Origin of the sequence: Microscilla marina ATCC 23134 (assembly GCF_000169175.1) — a bacterium.
Classification (GTDB): Bacteria; Bacteroidota; Bacteroidia; order Cytophagales; family Microscillaceae; genus Microscilla; species Microscilla marina.
In genome coordinates this window covers 213,391-230,981 of the sequence record NZ_AAWS01000010.1, presented here as the reverse complement: position 1 = coordinate 230,981, position 17,591 = coordinate 213,391, and the positions used below count along the sequence as shown (strand labels likewise).

General features: G+C 40.1%; 13 protein-coding genes. 8 read left to right on the top strand and 5 right to left on the bottom strand.

Going from position 1 to position 17,591, the window contains the following annotated elements; translation table 11 throughout:
* Positions 1 to 148 precede the first annotated feature (148 nt).
* The 3 genes from M23134_RS11540 to M23134_RS11530 form a co-directional block, all read right to left on the bottom strand.
* Positions 149 to 757 carry a GNAT family N-acetyltransferase gene (locus M23134_RS11540; protein WP_002696179.1) on the bottom strand — a complete coding sequence of 203 codons (609 nt, stop codon included), beginning with the start codon at positions 755 to 757 and terminating at the stop codon, positions 149 to 151.
* A 363-nt stretch (positions 758 to 1,120) separates the two neighbouring features.
* Positions 1,121 to 2,545: a hypothetical protein gene (locus M23134_RS11535; protein WP_002696178.1), complete on the bottom strand. Its 1,425-nt coding sequence runs from the start codon at positions 2,543 to 2,545 to the stop codon at positions 1,121 to 1,123.
* Positions 2,518 to 3,969, bottom strand: a complete 1,452-nt coding sequence (locus M23134_RS11530) for a cellulose synthase family protein (RefSeq protein ID WP_232296804.1) — start codon at positions 3,967 to 3,969, stop codon at positions 2,518 to 2,520. Before M23134_RS11530 ends, M23134_RS11535 begins: the two co-directional genes overlap by 28 nt.
* A 457-nt stretch (positions 3,970 to 4,426) precedes the next feature.
* On the opposite strand from M23134_RS11530, the gene M23134_RS37930 reads away from it, so the two are divergent.
* Complete coding sequence (locus M23134_RS37930) at positions 4,427 to 5,122, top strand: OmpH family outer membrane protein (protein ID WP_053337291.1); 696 nt, start codon at positions 4,427 to 4,429, stop codon at positions 5,120 to 5,122.
* A gap of 109 nt (positions 5,123 to 5,231) precedes the next feature.
* Here M23134_RS37930 and M23134_RS11520 read toward each other — a convergent pair whose 3' ends face one another.
* Entirely contained in the window at positions 5,232 to 6,923 is a 1,692-nt protein-coding gene (locus M23134_RS11520) for a DUF6909 family protein (protein WP_002696172.1), read from the bottom strand.
* 212 nt (positions 6,924 to 7,135) lie between these two features.
* Between M23134_RS11520 and M23134_RS11515 the strand changes: the two genes are divergently transcribed.
* The 5 genes from M23134_RS11515 to M23134_RS11490 all read left to right on the top strand — a co-directional run bounded on the left by M23134_RS11515 (position 7,136) and on the right by M23134_RS11490 (position 14,154).
* Positions 7,136 to 7,813 carry a hypothetical protein gene (locus M23134_RS11515; RefSeq protein ID WP_002696171.1) on the top strand — a complete coding sequence of 226 codons (678 nt, stop codon included), beginning with the start codon at positions 7,136 to 7,138 and terminating at the stop codon, positions 7,811 to 7,813.
* A gap of 540 nt (positions 7,814 to 8,353) precedes the next feature.
* Complete coding sequence (locus M23134_RS11505) at positions 8,354 to 8,926, top strand: hypothetical protein (protein WP_002696169.1); 573 nt, start codon at positions 8,354 to 8,356, stop codon at positions 8,924 to 8,926.
* Between the two features lie 549 nt (positions 8,927 to 9,475).
* Positions 9,476 to 10,750: a phosphopyruvate hydratase gene (gene eno, locus M23134_RS11500; RefSeq protein ID WP_002696167.1), complete on the top strand. Its 1,275-nt coding sequence runs from the start codon at positions 9,476 to 9,478 to the stop codon at positions 10,748 to 10,750.
* Between the two features lie 434 nt (positions 10,751 to 11,184).
* Positions 11,185 to 12,498 (top strand): AlbA family DNA-binding domain-containing protein, encoded by a 1,314-nt coding sequence (locus tag M23134_RS11495; protein ID WP_002696166.1) that lies wholly within the window; start codon positions 11,185 to 11,187, stop codon positions 12,496 to 12,498.
* An 87-nt stretch (positions 12,499 to 12,585) separates the two neighbouring features.
* Positions 12,586 to 14,154 (top strand): DNA methylase, encoded by a 1,569-nt coding sequence (locus M23134_RS11490; protein WP_002696165.1) that lies wholly within the window; start codon positions 12,586 to 12,588, stop codon positions 14,152 to 14,154.
* 95 nt (positions 14,155 to 14,249) lie between these two features.
* Here M23134_RS11490 and M23134_RS11485 read toward each other — a convergent pair whose 3' ends face one another.
* Complete coding sequence (locus M23134_RS11485; RefSeq protein WP_002696163.1) at positions 14,250 to 14,975, bottom strand: hypothetical protein; 726 nt, start codon at positions 14,973 to 14,975, stop codon at positions 14,250 to 14,252.
* 454 nt (positions 14,976 to 15,429) lie between these two features.
* Here M23134_RS11485 and M23134_RS11480 point away from each other — a divergent pair, with 454 nt between their 5' ends.
* Positions 15,430 to 16,482 (top strand): CNNM domain-containing protein, encoded by a 1,053-nt coding sequence (locus M23134_RS11480; protein WP_002696161.1) that lies wholly within the window; start codon positions 15,430 to 15,432, stop codon positions 16,480 to 16,482.
* 176 nt (positions 16,483 to 16,658) lie between these two features.
* Positions 16,659 to 17,462, top strand: a complete 804-nt coding sequence (locus M23134_RS11475; RefSeq protein WP_002696159.1) for a PhzF family phenazine biosynthesis protein — start codon at positions 16,659 to 16,661, stop codon at positions 17,460 to 17,462.
* Positions 17,463 to 17,591: the final 129 nt, after the last annotated feature.

The window sequence follows — 17,591 nt, the reverse complement described above, 5'->3', positions numbered from 1 at the left end:
ATGCTCTATGCTATTATTACAAAGCAAATGCCATAACCTCTTATGTTAACAGATGTTTTAAAGTAATACTGTAGGCTACCCGACAAGGTCAACAAGCACAAGCATGTGAGTAACAATGTATATTTGTAATAATTTAATTTTTAGAGAGTTACAAAACCGATAGGTGGAAGTGAGCCTGCCCTACTGATAGTTTGTAGTCGTTAGGGGTGAGTTCTTTCAGCAAGAAAAAACACTCTTTTACTGGTTCCAGAGATGTTTTCAAATAAACTATTTGAAAACCAAACGAAGTAAACAAACAAATACTTTGCTCATGGGTAGGACGCACACGTACTGTAACATAGCGAAACCCTTGGTTGTATAGCCTATACAAAGCCATGGAAACCATGTGCCGGGCTATGCCTTGCCGCTGGTAAGCTGGCGCCACTGCCACACCAGCAAAGTGAGCCGTTTTAGGGTAGTACACTGGGGCAACCAAAGGAGAGGGCACCAACTCTATATGCTTGCTGGTATAGTTCACCGCCCGATAGCCAATCAATTGATCTTGATCGAATACACCAATAGTAAAACCAGTAGTGGGTTGTATACATTGCGCAAGGAAATCTTGAGTTTGGGGGTTTAAAAAAGCTTTGTTTGCTGGATCATGGGCTACCAGTTGATTAAGGTCATAAAGCTGCAAAAGTTCATGTGGTTGTAACAGCCGCATTGAATAAGGTCCAGTTTTACTGGTAGTTGGGTGAAATGATGTGGTGGTATCCATCTCTTACAAATAAAAATTGAACATTGCATATTTAGAACTGTACGAAGTTTTAAAAACCTTTGATATACAGGGGTTTATATTTAAATCAAGGGGCTAAATGTAGGGGCAATCCCTTGTGGTTGCCCACGCGAAGAGCAAACCTGATTACATAAAACGTCTTTTAAAGGAATAAACGACCTTACTTGAATTCGTTTTGATTCTGTAAAACATTTATTATCAGTAAATTACAAGACTTCGTACACTCCTAATTGCATATTAGTAAATATATTTCTAAACTTTAGATTATCCTATCTAATTCAGAGAATGGGCTACAAGTCATTGTTTTTCAAGGTTTTTAGATGCCAAGCAAACATAAAACCAAGCCTACAACTTATGTAAAGAACGTCTTGCTGGCCAATGTCTTACCAGCTCCATTCCCAGCCAACCCAATACTACAGCATACTCAACGGCTACCAACCAGAGGTTTTCCTGGTAGGGTGTAGTGCTATAGGCGTAATAAGTAAGCCCCAACATAGCCGACCACACCATAGGAAAACGATAGGGAGTAAATACCGCCAAGCCTACAATCACACTAATGTACCAGGGGTGCACTATTGTAGCCATCAGGTAGTAAAAGGTAAGGATAAACAACATTTTGTGAAGCAACTGGTGTACTACTACCTTGCGCACCGGATAAAGTGCCATAGCCAAGGCTCCCAAACTAGCTATGATAGATAACACAATGCCAAAAAATGCAATACGATTGTAACCATGGGTTTGGTAACCTATCCAGCGGAGCACATAATAGACACTGGCGTTGAACTCAAACTTTTGAAAGTAGAGGTTAAAACTGTCCTGAAACTTGGCAATAAAATCGGGGGTAATAAAAAACATAAATAATAGAGCCGTGAGTAAACCTACCAGGCTATAATAAAGTAAGCTACGCTTGAAGCCTAAAAACCAAAACAAAGCAGGTAAAAATATCAAGGGAATGAGTTTGGTATTGACTGCCAGAGTAAAAGCCACTACTGACAAAATAAAGTAAATAGGTTGTGCTTGTCTGTCTTTTGGAGGGTGTGAGGTAGTGTGCAAATACCCACCTTTAACCAACCAATAAATGGCCAGCAATAACATAAAAATCATGACTCCCTCGAAATGTAAATTAGCGGTAAGCTCTAGCACAATGTAAGGGTTGAACACATACCACGCCATTGCTTTGGGTGGTTTGCCCAACATTTGCAACAGTTTTGGCAATAACCACAACAAGCCTATTTCGCCTAGTATAATCCAACAACGCATAACCACAGCACCCCCCAACAAACTATGCGGAAACAACCAGGGGGCTGTAGCAAACAAGGCTTGATTAAACGGCGGATAGATCGTATAATGAGTGGGTGAATTCATTGCCTCATAAAGCACTTGGGTAAAGCCCAGCGTTGACGCCTCAGGAGTCAGGATAAAATCTTTTGGCAACAACAAATAAGGGTTATAGCCATTGACAAGGAGCTTACCATCCCAGTAAAACCGAAAAAAATCATCCGACAAATTAGGGATCATCCACAAAGGTATGAGTCTAAGCAATACTCCTAGCCATTGGATTTGGCGCACACTTACCACATTGCCAGGCTTAAGCACCCAATGTACAAACCAGCCATACACGCCAAACAAGCCCGCGTATAATGCAATAAACTGGTAAAACCATACCCGATGGGTAAAATAGCTTACCCAGATGTAGCCTATAGCTGAGCCTAATACAAAAATCACTAACCGCAGGTTGAGCGTTACGCGGGGTTGACCAATGAGTGCCATACAGAATAAAAACAGATATAACCAAAACCAAATGCCAGCATCAAATGAAAAGGCAACAAACCGTATTCGTGCAGGTAAATGCCCACCCCAACTCCCACCAGAAAATACACCATAAACACTCCCTCAAGCACAGTAAGCAAGCTAATGTTGTTTTTCAAGTATTGGTTGCTTTTCCAGGGTTGGTCTTGTTGCTTGGTAATGTTAAACTTAGGGGTACGGATAAAAGGTGTTTTTTTGCCCAAGAGTCCCTCAACCACTGCCAAGGCATTGTGGAGCGACAACCCGGTATACATTGCCAAGAATAAGGGAAAGCGCATAAAAAAGTATTTTTGCCTACGTTGTTTGCTCAAACCTTTGACCGAAGTAGATACCCAATAAAACACCCCCAGAAAGACGGTACCCGTTAGAAAAAAGCTAAAGTATATAAACACTTGAGTATACTCGACAAAAGCATTTTTGATAAACAATAAAGGCAAGCTAAGCACCGACACCAATACTACCAACACAAACATAGAACTGTTGAGTAGGTGAAACAAAGCGTGCATTTTGGTACTCAAGTTCAAGTCAGCAGCACCTAAAACTTTCCAAAGGTTTTTGCGGGCGCACTCAGCTGCTCCTTTGGTCCAGCGAAATTGTTGCGTTTTGAGGGCATTCATTGCCACAGGCAATTCGGCAGGTGTGCCTACTTCTTCGAGGTACTTAAACTTCCACCCCTTGAGCTGTGCCCTATAACTGAGGTCGAGGTCTTCGGTAAGGGTGTCAGACTGCCAGCCGCCCGCATCTTCAATGCACTGCTTGCGCCACACTCCAGCAGTACCATTAAAGTTAATCAAGTGTCCTTGTGCATTTCTCCCTACCTGTTCTACAGTAAAATGCGCATTGAGCCCAAAAGCCTGAAGTTGGGTCATCAAAGAATAATCTTCGTTGAGGTGTTCCCAACGGGTTTGCACCATACCTATGTCAGCATTGGCAAAAGCCCCCACTGTAGCTTTAAGAAAGTGGGTAGGCGGCACAAAATCGGCATCAAAAATAGCGATCAATTTGCCTTTGTTATGGGTAAGCCCATAAGCCAGTGCTCCCGCCTTAAAGCCTTCACGGTTTGGACGCCTCACGTGGCTTATCCATACGCCCTGTTGTTGCCAGTATGCTACTCTCTCGGCAATGAGGTCTATAGTTTCGTCGGTAGAGTCGTCCAATACCTGTATCTCTAGCTTATGCTGAGGGTAATCAAGTGCTGCTACTGCATCGATGAGCCGTTGTACCACATACTTTTCATTGTATATGGGCAATTGCACAGTCACTATCGGCAAGGCAGAAGTTGAGGTGGGTACTTGTACTACAGTTTGTTTTGCTTTGCGCTTAAACTTCCAATAACTGTATGCCAACTGAAGTTGCATGGCATTGTAGCAAAAGATAAGTAACATGGCTAAACCATATAAAGACAGGATAATAAACGCCGTCATAAATTTTAGTAAATGGGAATGAATATTTTCAATTTTTCACCCACTTAACATACCAATCACTGGAAACGTTCAACCCAGCTTGCCATTGGCAGAGTTGGCATTGGTAGATGAAAAACTGCAATTTATGATTTTTAAATGTAGGACAATGTCATAAAAATGACAAAATAGCCCAGGGCAATAAGGGCAAAATAAAATGTTTTCAAAGAAAGCGTATAAGCTACTGATATTCAGCATAATCATAGGCATTGACTTTCACACAGCAGCTATGAACGATCATCTGAATATGGTGGACTATTGTAGGTGGGTGTCAAAACAAATATACTATATACTAAGGGGCTAAAGTACCATCGTAGGCTAATTTTTGTATATTTGCCCGAAATTTTTTGAAAAAATGATTTTTAGCGTAAACAGATATTCAATGATGAGACGATTACTAGTAGTTGCCCTTGTAGCAACTGTGTTGTATGGGTGTGGAAACCAAAATTCGACTAATAACCAAGACAATAATACTACCGAAACAGCTAAGGCATCTATGGACACTGCCAACGACAATGCGGTAGCTGCTTCTAAGACTGTGTATATCAACGAGGACTCTTTGCTTACTAAATATGAGTTTGCCAAAAGAATCCAAAAAGACTTGACTACTAAAGGGAAAGAAATTCAGGCTGACCTGGCGTCAAGAGAGCAAAACTTCAAGAATGAGGTGGCGTCTTATCAGCGTACTGCTGGCACAATGACTATGAATGTAGCCAAGGCTACCGAACAACGCCTAGCAGCAAAGCAACGCAACTTGCAGGGTTATAGCCAGGTTCGTGGTAAAGAGTTGGCAGATGAGCAATCCAAAATGATGAAAAAATTAAGAGAAAACGTAGAAAGTTTTCTTAAAAGGTTTTGTGAGAAAAATGGGTATGACTTAGTATTGCCACAACGCGCGGTATCTACTTCTGTATTGTATGGTGTTGCCAAACTTGACGTAACCGATGCCGTAGTAACAGGTTTGAACAAAGAATATGCAGACGGTAAAACCGGAGAGATTGCAGACGATAAGAAAAAAGGTAAAGACGAAGACAAAAAAGACGAAAGCAAAAAAGATTCTTCTGAGTCTAAAAAGTAATGCTGTGCTCTACAGACTTTACTGAAAATAACAAACCCCCTGTTCGCCATTGAGCAAACAGGGGGTTTTCTATATATAATACTAAGAAAGCATTCAAGTGCTGTTCTTGCTATTTTGGATTCAGAATCTTATTCAAAATTTTGGTAGTAATCAAGTAAGTAGGCTTTACTCCTACTGTTCCTAAACTACCCGAAGATAAGGTACCTCCGGTAAGCAAAGGGTTATCAGATGCATAGTAAGCATAACGCAAGGTAATGTCTGACGATACATTATTGCGAATCATAGACCCTGCCTGGATAGCTTTTTGGTAATGTGCTCCTTCCATTTCAAGCCCCACTGCACGCCACGATGAATTTCTGAAGTAAGCCAATACATCGCGATTTTGCAACGAAGTGCCCAACACCGAAATCATGGCTCCTTCGTACACGTTCAACCCAGAACCTTTAAAATCATCTTTGGTAAACTCGTTTTTAAGCGGATAGTTGTCAGCAGTTCCTTCAAATACATGCGCCGAAGGAATCATCAAGTCGCCCTTGCCTCCGTGCAAAATACCCGCCTTACCCATCACAGAGATAGATTTTACCAACAAGTTGGCGTTTTTGTAAGGTTTAAGCAACTCATCCATTGTTTCATAGGCTTGCTCACCAAAAGCATAGTCCATCACTATAATGACAGGCTTTTCTTTTTTGATGTGTTCCTTGTTTACCTTCAACTCTACAGGTAGGTTGCTAAGGTCGAGCAAAGTTGTATCAAAAACCTGCACTGAAATATTTGTACCCGAATTATCATTTAAATACAACATACCACACTGTTCGGCATATTGGCGTACACGATTGTTAAGAGATTGGTTATTGGGTTTGCTCAACTCCTGGGCAAGGTCTTCGGCTCGTTTATGGTCAGGAAAATCTTCCTTGAGAGCACTCAAAGCACACAACGAGTTCATGACACTGTGCATATTGGCACTAATGATATGAATGGGGCGATCAAGCAATTTATGCTCAATTAAATGTTTTTTGATATTGGTTGCCCACTGCTCACCGTGAATATGGTGCCCTATACGATCGCGAAGCGTAGGTGTAAAAGTAATTTGAATGGGTTGGTTTTCAAACTCGGCAGCGTGCGCCACCTTGCCCAGCCAGTATACAATACGGAACAAACCACTATTTTGAGGAGCAGTGTCTTCGAAACGGAAAAAAGCTTGTTTGGTTTGCTCAAAGGTGCGCCCCAATAGGGTGCTTAAATGACTAAAGGCCAAATCACGGTTATGTTCGGTAAGCTTTACGTTACCTTCCACGATTTTCTCCAATTGTTCCCATTCTTTGGTTTTGTTTCCATTCTTGTCAAACGCGTGCGATTTTATCTTTTCTGCCTCATTGTACATAAAAGTAAGGTGGGTCAGAATATCATAAATTTCGCTACGCCCTCTGGTTACTTCTACCAACATGAGGTCATTGTCTACTTTGTAACAGTTACGACGGCGTTTGGCTGGAATAATTACCTCGAAACCAGAATGGCTGTAGCCCTCGTCGGATATAAGACGCAAAAAACGACATTGTTCGATGCCTTTGGGCAGACGCTCCATCACATACACCAACCCATTGAGTTCTACCTTCTCCATATCGTCGATAGATCCATAAATTTCGGGGCGTAACGTATGCAATGCTTCCAACAATACTCTGCCCGAAATGGTAGAGGGGCTATAAGAGCCACTGTTGAAAATATGGCGCATTTCTATGTATAGTTTTTCAATGGCAGCGCGTGATTCACGGGCGCGGGTGAGTTCAATAATGTCGAGGCTCATAGGCTTTATACAAATTCTGTTAAAATAGAATGTACCCACAAAAGTAATTACATCTTTAGAAATATGAAGCCTAAACTGATGGGTATTTTTGATGTGTGGCCGAAAACCTTACCAAATGTATAAAGAAAACAATGATTGATATAAAAACAATGAAACGCAACTCAAATAATACGTGAAAGGGGCAATATTTTATTTTCACAACCTATAGTTTTATGAAAAAACTAGTTTCTCTCAGTGTTTTACTGGCAATACTTGTTAACTACACCCAAGCACAGGATTTTAAAGGAAGAAAAAGCCTTGGTCTTAGCCTGGGCACCCACAAACTGGAAAATAATGGAGGGCTGGACAGTTTGGCCAATGGACGCAACAGTTGGACAATTGCCCCAAATATTGCCTATTTTGTAAACAACCAATGGAAAGTAGGCGTAAGTGCTTCTTTCTCTTATACTTATTATCATTACAAAACACTTCGTTACCAAAACATAGGCGATAATACTGTCTGGGGACTCGAAGCGTTTGCCACTCACCACCATTGGTTTACTTCTCAATGGGCTTTTTTTACTCAACCTGGCATTGGTTACAACCAGCGACATTTTGAATATACTTCTCACGCTATTGGCCACCCAACCTATACCGAAAAAGGGGCATCGCAAAGCTTTTATGTCAACACAGAGGTTGGTTTGCTGTTTATGATTGGCAAAAAACTGGGGATTGATATGAGCACGACACTATTTAAACTCAATTATTTGATATTGGATGCCAATATCAGCAATCAGCACGCTCCTGTTTTAGCCAGTCGCAACCAAACCAACTTCAGCTCGGCACTTTTGGGTGGCTCGCTTTTATCATCCCTCCAACACCTACAACTAGGCTTAAAGTTTTTTTGGTAAACACCCCTACCTAAACCCTCAAGTGTCAGGTTCCATAAATTCGCCTCAAGGCATTGCTGTATCAAAAAACAAAGATGCCAAACAGTGCCCACCTACCCAATTGAAGTTGAGTGATAAGTATACTTCAAGAAACTATATAAACCCCTCCCCTAATTTTGCCTATTGATTGAGATTCCAACCCTTATGGGTGTTTGAGTAAACACCAAAAATACTAAAACGAATGCCTGTATTATATAGACTTAAAAATCAACAACTTATTCATTACACATTGTGTAATACAATTAAAAATATTATTCTACAAAAACATCTGCTCATAATATTAACAAACAAAAATCAGATATTCTTCAGAATATTACACTTAAATATTTTTAAAAACCATTCTAAAATCCTTAAAAAACAGATATTTACGATTTTTTTATTTAAAAAGTATTACATACATTTGCATCACACAATTAAAAAATATGAGGTCAGACATAAGCATGCTAATTAAACATCTCATCAATTATTCACATTTTTATCAAACTTAATTTAATTAATACAATGACTAATCAGATCAAACTATTTGCCCTATTAATGTTGGCAATGATGACATTTTCATGTCAAAAAGAGGAAACAGTTGATCCTCAAAAACCTCTCACCACTCAAACCAATCGAGTTTCAAAATCGGCAATTGAAAAATACCGCCCAGTGGGACTCAACCAATTCATTCATTTCTTTACCAATGGTCTGGTATTAGACAGTCACGGCAGAGTTCTGAAAGGAACAATAGCCTATGATACTGACATCAAAGTGGCTACTGCTGGTAATCACTTTGCCAAGTTCAAAGGGGGTAAAAAGGTATACTTTGACGCAAATGTGGTAGGAGTAGTAGGAGGCTTCGCCCTTTCAAGCGATGTTGTACACCCACAAGGTAACCCTAATGTAAGTCTAACTCTTAAAGCAAACTCTTATGTTACTTATTCTAACAACCCTTCTTACCTAGGTGTGTGGAATTGTGTTTTAGGCAAAAGTCATACTTTGGAAAACCAAGATGGTACTTCTACTAAATACCGATATGGTAGAGAGTTGTATTTTAACAAAAAAGGGCAAGTCCATTATGCAATGCCTCGTTAGATTAGCGCACAAATTATTGTAATTATAAAGAGCGGATATGGTACCATCCGCTCTTTTTTTATGTCAAAAGAGTTTGCCCCATTACAAAAACACCAGCCCTGGCTCAATTCAACACGCGTAATTGCTTTAGTGATCTTTCATAAATAATTTGAGCCATTAAAGTGTATCTATTGCCCTCATTCTTCTCAAAAAAAAAGCTTCATAGCTTTGGCTATGCACCGTTTTTTTTGAATCGTCTGAGAACAATATATTTTCTTGAATTGGCACATCTTCTTTTTTCCAGATCACTTATCAAAAAATAATTTTCTCCTAAGAGTTCCCCGAAAAATAATAAAGTTGAGTAGCATGAATAAAAAGTAGCTACTTAAATTCACTATAGTATTAATTAATTATACTATTTTGTTTTTTCCGCGCCTTGCCTCTCTTAAGTATTTTCAAAATAAAAAAAACAATTAAATTTGCGCCTTTAAAAATCTGTATTTCCCACAAGGTCATTCAAGTTTGAAAATACTCAAGCAAAGTTGACTGACTTATAAACTAAAAAAGATAATGAGTGTAATAGATGCTATTCACGCAAGACAAATTTTGGATTCACGAGGCAATCCAACAGTAGAAGTAGACATAATTACAGAAGAAGGTGTATTGGGGCGTGCTGCTGTTCCCTCTGGCGCGTCTACCGGAAAACACGAAGCAGTAGAACTTCGTGACGGTAACGCTAATTACTTTTTAGGCAAAGGAGTACAGAAGGCTGTTCATAATGTAAACGAAACCATTGCCCGCGAACTTATTGGCATAGAGGTGTTTGATCAGCCCTTGATCGACAAAATCATGCTTGAGCTTGACGATACACACAATAAAGGACAGCTAGGTGCAAACGCTATTTTGGGAGTTTCGCTGGCAGCATCAAAGGCAGCCGCCAATTTGCTTGATCAACCACTTTACAAGTACATAGGAGGGGTAAATGCTACTACGCTTCCGGTACCTATGATGAACATTTTGAATGGTGGCTCTCACGCTGACAATGCCATTGATTTTCAAGAATTTATGATAATGCCTACCAATGCACCCACCTTCTCCAGAGCATTGCAAATGGGTACCGAGGTTTTTCATCACCTCAAAAAAGTGTTGAAAGACAAAGGCTTTGCTACCAATGTAGGTGATGAAGGGGGATTTGCTCCTAACATTCAATCTAATGAAGACGCTATTAAAATAGTATTGGAAGCTATAGAAAAAGCGGGGTACCGCCCTGGCGAAGATATGTGGATTGCGATGGATGCGGCTAGTTCTGAGTTTTATGACGAAGAAACTGGCTTGTATCATTTATCGTCTACCAGCGATAAGCTTACCTCTGACCAAATGGTGGCTTACTGGAAAGATTGGGTTCAAAAGTATCCTATCCGCTCGATAGAAGATGGCATGCACGAAGATGATTGGAAAGGCTGGGAGTTGCTTACCCAAACTATAGGTGACAAAACCCAGTTGGTAGGAGACGATTTGTTTGTAACCAATGTAGAGCGTTTGCAACAAGGCATAGATACTAAAGTAGCCAACTCTATTTTGATTAAAGTAAACCAAATTGGTACACTGACCGAAACCATCAATGCTATTCAGTTGGCTACCCGTAATAGCTATACCAGTGTAATGTCGCACCGTTCGGGCGAAACCGAAGACACAACCATTGCCGACCTTGCCGTAGCCATGAATACTGGACAAATAAAAACCGGATCGGCGTCTCGCTCCGACCGTATGGCCAAGTACAACCAATTGTTAAGAATTGAAGAGCAGTTAGGCGATACAGCTTACTACCCTGGTAATAATTTCTAACAACACGGTATTGTTACCCATATTTTGCAAAAGCAAGCATTTCTATCTAAGGGATGCTTGCTTTTTTTATGGCATTTTTCCCATGATAACATAAGCCCTCAACGGAATGCATACATTTAAAAACAACCGTTACTTACTGTAGTGTGAGGTTATTGATCCCGCAAACTAAGCCCACCCTGACAGATTGCTGGTTCATTTGCCCCCACTTTCGCAGAAACACACAATTGAATATTCTTGAAAAACCATGTTGTTGTTGGGCAAAGATGTTTTTTTTTCTAAATTAGAATGAAAATAAATACTAAGGCAGCATTAAATATACCTAACAAGCAGGTGTAATTAGCGTTACTTGTAGTTTATAGCTCATTGCTTGCTACTACTTACTACTTCAATCATTAGCCAATTAGCACCTTGAAACGCTCAAAATTAAGCGTATAATGTTTAATAAACCTATTTCCGATATTACCTTCGAGGATGTTTATCAATTGGTAAACACGAGAAAAACACCGTCTAACCGATATTTGGAGTACCAAATACCAGCCATTGATGCGGTGTCTTACCTTGAAAACATCAGTAGCTTTGAACTTTACCTTGCCCAAAACACCAGTGCATTTGCCAATAGTGCAGGGGGCTGGCTGATTATAGGAGTAAATGAAGAACAACTACAGGTAACAGGCATCGACAAAGAAATAAACAAGCAACCCATCAAAGAATGGATCGCTCAAACTATACTTTTGCATGTCGATGTTCAGCCCACTTATGACATTGTCACGATTGATATTCCTGACAGTGAAACCAACCAAGCTGTAGTGGTCATGCATATACCCGAAAGTGCTGACAAACCTCACATGGTAGTGCCAGAAAACAAGTACTTTTTACGACGCAATACTGAAATAAAACCTGCCTCGCACCAAGAGCTCAAAGAAATGTTTGCCCATAGTCAACACCGAGCGTCGGCACTGGATGATTTTTTGTATAAACGTAACCTTTGGGACGAAACCCATCCTAAGTTTGGCTATAATATCAACTCTAGTAAGCTGCATAACCTCATTAACCGGGCAAAAAAACCTTTCATTTTATTTTCATTAATACCCAAGGCACCTAAGGTAGAAAAAATCCCTTTTGGGGTAAAAGAATTTAAAGAATGGCTTAAGCGCAATGCCCGCAATTATAAACCTTCGGAAAGATCTAAACTCTTTTCTACTTATGATATAGACACCAGTTTGCATGGGTTGACGCTCAAGAATATTAAAAACCGCCATGAGCTTACCTCTTATTTCGAGATTTTAAACAATGGTTACATAGAATCGGGTATGTCGCAGCATGTAGCTTATGAAGAACGCGCCAAACACCGCGAAGAGCAAATTGGCATTATCAACCTGACCAATATTGTCGGGTACCAGATGATGTTGCTTGATTTTTCACGTAACTTCTTTGACATGGCCAACTATCATGATGAGGTAAGTCTGCAATTGAGCTTTGTAAATGTTCTCCATTATACTTTGTCGGGCTTTCACTCCAAATACTTTAACTCACGACTTTACTACTTTTATGATGAGTATCAGAATAAGTATGACCCTAACTTTAAGCTCATAGAAAAGTTTTACCCTCAGCAACTTACCGATGATGACATTTTGCAGATAGCCAAGAAAAACGCTGAAAAAATATGTCGAGCTTTTGGGTTAGAACAAGATATGGCATTTTTTGAAGATAAAATAGACCTTACAAACTTTAGTTATTTCGATTTATAGCTCCACAATTGACTTAGGTGGTATTATTGTTGAGATGTTTTAAGCAGTGGTAAATATCACTCAACAAACTATTTAACGAATAATACTATGAACCAACTCATATTAGGAGACACTCAAAATGTGTTGGCTGTACTCGAATCTCAAAGTATTGATTTGGTCTACATAGACCTCCCTCCTCACATTGTTGATCCTGCTACAGTAACCAGTAGTAACAAACAAGCCAAAAACTATCAAAAGTGGCTCAAAAACACCATCAAACACACTTTGCCGTTGCTAAAAAGTACCGCAAGTGTATTTGTCAATATTCCTTCCTCGCTTAAAGAGTGGGCAGTAAATACCGCATTGCCCAAGCACTTTGAAGAAGCGCATTACAAGGGAGAAATTAAATGGAAGCCAACCCAAAACACCGGCAACCTTTCTGTACACACGTCATTGCAGTATACCACTATTTTGTATTATGCCAGGTCAGAGCAATATACTTGCAACTACCCCTACAACGAACATTACCTGAATCAAATATACCGCTATGAAGACAGCAAGGGACGCTATCGACTCGATAGTTTGAACTCGGTGCACGCTGATGGTTTTTTTTATAGCTATAAGGGGCACGAAGCTCCCACCAGTGGTTGGGCGTTTCCCGAAGAAACCCTCATAGAATGGGAACACCTTGGTTTGCTGAACATTCCGGCAAACAATGATGATCCTATTACTTTCAAAAAATATTACATTGCTCCCAAAGACCAAACCAACCGTCCTTGTCAAGTGTCGCCGTTTAACGCTCCTCAGAAAGGCTTTACTTACCAATCAAAAAATCCCTATCATTTGCTCCGGCGAATTATTCAGTATGCCAGCAACGAGGGAGATACATTGCTTAGTATCAATGTAAAAAACGGGCGTTTGCTAAGACTGGCCGACCAGTACAAACGGTTTTGGATAGGTACCAATACATTGGTTGACAATATCAAGCAAGCAGAATACCTGCTCAATAAAGAGAGTTCACAAGATTTTTCATTGCGTATTTATCAATACGAATCTCATACACGTTTGCACAGCGAAGCTGGACAGTTTGAAAAATGGATAATAGAGCAGTTTGAACCACAACTGTTGAACGATGCCTCTGTTATTATAAGGTTGGGCAGTAATTTAGGGTTGTCAGCTATAGACCACATGGTCAAGCACCACATCCAGCCATTCAGAAAAAAGTGGTTTTATGAAAATCACCCTGAGCATTTGTACCATGGAGTATTGGTAGGCGATCAGTTTAGCAAATACGCCATAGAAGAGGTGCAACGATTGAATACGTATGAAAATATTCGTTTAAAACTGGTAACATTGGATGACCTTACGCCAGTGCCTGTAAAACCCGAAATACAATATACCATACAAGCATCAGACAACGACCAGCAAGAGGTACAGTTTAAGCTAGAAGTGGCTGATCAACAAAACATTGCTTTTTATTCCTGGGATTTTGACTATCAGCCTGACAAGGCATTTCGCCCACAGGAAATGCTCAAACAACAAGCAGAACTTACCTATAGTTTTGCTCCCGGCAAATACACGGTGGCAGTACAAACAACCCAAAAAGACGGGTTGTCGTCTATGCAAACCCTGGAGATAGAAGTGAAAAGTAACCTGGAAGAGAAAATTGCTTCTTGATACAGCATCTTAAACATAAAAAAATCTCATCCTAAAACTAGGATGAGATTTATAATTAAAATATATATAAAACCCGTTTAAAATTAGTTCACATCTTACATTCCAAGGCTCTCTACTTTGATTACCCTGCTTTTGCCAAACTGCCCTACGCCTACTGTAGCCAGCGCCACCCAATCGGTGTGAGGCACTCCTACCATAAACGAAAAAATGGCTTCAGCGTTGTCTTCATTAAACTTTACAAACTGAGGATGTCTGATGATAGACTTTCTCAGAAAGTCGGCATTTAAATGCCCTTTGAACAAATCTTTTTGAATAATATCTTTTCCGGTAGATTTCCCGTTGAGCTTCACCGAAACTTCTGTTTTGTAATTATGAGAAATCAAATAAGTACGATGATCTCTTCCATCCATTGGGATCACCTCCTGTGCTACTCCACCATCGTTCAAACAAGTAGTTTGGAAATGAATCACAAACGCATTATTGTCAATGGTAATGGTGGTATCTTCTCTTAAGACCTGAAAGTCTTTTTTGGCGTATTCAAGTTGAGCCGAACCTTTTAGTTTCAACCGCTCGATGGCGCTCATTCTACTCTGAGCATTTGCATCTTTTTTTTCCGGATGTTCTACAAGGTACCCTTCATCTCCTTCTTTTACCTCTGGCGCCTCCTTCACATTTTTTTGAGGTAGCTTCTCCTGACTTTGAGCCAATGAAGCTTCTTCCAGCTTTTTTTTATGTGCTTGTGTTTGCTGCTTATCTTTTTGATCAGAATTGCATGCACTCACCCAAATTGCCAATGATATTAATAGTATAAATTTATGCATGATAGTTTAGTGGTGCTTAGTAACATATTCACAATTAACTGTCTTTTCTGGTAAGGCTGAAAACTTATTTTGAGTACATTACTTCACATTGGATATGTGTTAAAGTATAAATCAGTTTTCTTTATTACATCAATATACGACTTTCCGAGGAAAAAGGTCGCAGAAAAAACAATAATTTTTCAAAAAATCAGTTTACCCTGATTGAGACTGGTTTTATGCCCAAAAAGTAGTTCTTTGAGCATTTATAGACCAAAAACAACCAAAGGTTAACTCTTTAACTGAAAATAATTGATCTTAGTATACTACAAAAAAGCTCATCTGATGCGTTTGCCATTTGTCAGACTAATCAATTTAAGATACCTTTGCCCCTGACATATACCCCAACTTATACAAACCGGGGCTTTTATTACTCCTTATAAATAATATATAAACACCCAACTAAATTCATCTTGCGATGTTATTACTGATTTTTTATTTATGCCTTGCCATCTTGGTTTCTTTTCTTTGCTCAGTGCTAGAGGCTGTTTTATTAAGTATTACGCCTTCTTATGCGGCATCTCTGGCGCAAAAGGGGAGTCGTTTGGGGGTAAAGGTAAAAGAACTCAAGCAAAATGTTGACAAGCCTCTTTCGGCTATTTTATCGCTCAATACCATTGCGCATACTATAGGTGCTGCGGGGGTGGGTGCACAAGCTAGTTTGGTATTTGGTGCCGAGTACTTGGGGTATGTATCAGGAGTATTAACTTTACTGATCTTAATTTTATCAGAAATTATCCCCAAATCTATTGGAGCCGCCTATTGGAAACAGTTAACGCCCTTTACGGTAAATGTACTCAATGTAATTACCAAGGTGTTGTACCCATTGGTGCTTATCTCTCAGGTTATCACTAAATGGCTTGCCAGCAGCAAAGAAGAAGCCTCTATTACTAGAGGTGAACTGGCTGTAATGACCGACATAGGCGAAAAAGAAGGGGTGTTTCAAGAAGGAGAGTCGCGCGTAATAAAAAACATGTTGCGTTTTAACTCTATTTTGGTCAAAGATGTGATGACTCCGCGCACAGTAGTACTTGCTGCTGATGAAAACCTGACCGTACAGGAACTTTTTGATGATAAGAAATTTTTACGTGTGTCGCGTATTCCTATTTACCAGCAGAACATAGACCAGGTGGTGGGTTTTATTCACAAACACGACCTGCTTGATAAAATGGCATCTGATGAACGCAATGTGCCTCTGAGTGCCATTAAACGAAAAATAATGATTATTCCTGAAGAAACCCGTATCCCGGCGTTATTTGAGCAGTTTTTGAAAAAACGCGAACACATAGCCCTGTCAGTAGACCAGTACGGGGGTATGTCAGGGATTGTAACTATGGAAGATGTGCTGGAAACCTTGCTTGGGCTGGAAATTGTTGATGAGTTTGACAGCACCCAAGATATGCAGGCCCTGGCACGGGAACAGTGGAAAGCCCGTGCGTCTAAACTAGGGTTTCCGCCTGATGTCAAGTAATTCTTCAAACCAAAACCTTGATTAAATTGTTTGACCCTTGTATGGTTGTCTTTATTGCAGAGACACCCATAAGTTAGACATTATATAGCATATAAAATACGCTTACTTCCATTAAAAGAAGTAGCGGAATCAGCTCACATATTTTCAACAAAATAACGCCTTTCGTGTTAACACAAATGAAAAAATTGCCCATATACCAAGTGGATGCTTTTGCCGATGCAGTGTTTAAAGGAAATCCTGCGGCAGTGGTTACCTTAGAAAAAGACTGGTTGTCGGACGAATTGCTGCAAAACATTGCAGCTGAAAACAATCTTGCCGAAACAGCTTATATTATCAAACGAAAAGACCATTACGACATCAGATGGTTTACCCCTGCTACTGAGGTTGACTTATGCGGACACGCTACTTTGGCCTCGGCACACGTGATTCTAAACTTACTGGAACAAAAAAACAAACAAGTAGTATTCCAGTCGCACCGAAGCGGTACACTTACGGTTACTCAAAATAAAGAGCAGCTAGAGCTTGATTTTCCGACAGATGTATTGGAAAAAACAGACTTGCCCGAAGCACTTATCCAAGGTTTTGGTGTGGTGCCCACTGAGATATGGAAAGGCAAAACAGATTATATGCTGGTATTTGATACTCAAGATCAAGTAGAAGCTCTACAACCTAATTTTCACTGGGTGGCAAGGGTAGAAGCACGGGGCATCATTGTAACCGCTCCTGCCAAAGATACCAGTATTGATTTTGTTTCACGCTTTTTTGCTCCCCAATCGGGCATCGACGAAGATCCTGTCACCGGATCGGCACACACCAGTTTGGTTCCTTATTGGGCAAAACGCCTCAATAAAACTACTTTGGTAGCCCACCAGGTTTCGCCCAGAGGGGGCATTGTACACTGCCAACACCAAGGCGAGCGGGTAAAACTTGCCGGAAAGTCTAGCTTATACCTTGAGGGTAATATATTGCTTGAAGATTAGGCAGACAACCGATAGTACTGTTACAGGGTTTAAACTGTTTGCAAAGCACTGCTATCATTAATTTTTAGCCCCTTCGGGGGCTTTAATGATTATCTGTAAAACAGAACATCATAGCTTTTAAACACTTTT

Excerpts from the sequence above, each read along its gene's own strand:
- M23134_RS11540 (WP_002696179.1), bottom strand. The coding sequence starts at position 757 with ATGGATACCACCACATCATTTCACCCAACTACCAGTAAAACTGGACCT.
- M23134_RS11535 (WP_002696178.1), bottom strand. The coding sequence starts at position 2,545 with ATGGCACTCATTGGTCAACCCCGCGTAACGCTCAACCTGCGGTTAGTG.
- M23134_RS11530 (WP_232296804.1), bottom strand. The coding sequence starts at position 3,969 with ATGTTACTTATCTTTTGCTACAATGCCATGCAACTTCAGTTGGCATAC.
- M23134_RS37930 (WP_053337291.1), top strand. The coding sequence starts at position 4,427 with ATGATGAGACGATTACTAGTAGTTGCCCTTGTAGCAACTGTGTTGTAT.
- M23134_RS11520 (WP_002696172.1), bottom strand. The coding sequence starts at position 6,923 with ATGAGCCTCGACATTATTGAACTCACCCGCGCCCGTGAATCACGCGCT.
- M23134_RS11515 (WP_002696171.1), top strand. The coding sequence starts at position 7,136 with ATGAAAAAACTAGTTTCTCTCAGTGTTTTACTGGCAATACTTGTTAAC.
- M23134_RS11505 (WP_002696169.1), top strand. The coding sequence starts at position 8,354 with ATGACTAATCAGATCAAACTATTTGCCCTATTAATGTTGGCAATGATG.
- eno (WP_002696167.1), top strand. The coding sequence starts at position 9,476 with ATGAGTGTAATAGATGCTATTCACGCAAGACAAATTTTGGATTCACGA.
- M23134_RS11495 (WP_002696166.1), top strand. The coding sequence starts at position 11,185 with ATGTTTAATAAACCTATTTCCGATATTACCTTCGAGGATGTTTATCAA.
- M23134_RS11490 (WP_002696165.1), top strand. The coding sequence starts at position 12,586 with ATGAACCAACTCATATTAGGAGACACTCAAAATGTGTTGGCTGTACTC.
- M23134_RS11485 (WP_002696163.1), bottom strand. The coding sequence starts at position 14,975 with ATGCATAAATTTATACTATTAATATCATTGGCAATTTGGGTGAGTGCA.
- M23134_RS11480 (WP_002696161.1), top strand. The coding sequence starts at position 15,430 with ATGTTATTACTGATTTTTTATTTATGCCTTGCCATCTTGGTTTCTTTT.
- M23134_RS11475 (WP_002696159.1), top strand. The coding sequence starts at position 16,659 with ATGAAAAAATTGCCCATATACCAAGTGGATGCTTTTGCCGATGCAGTG.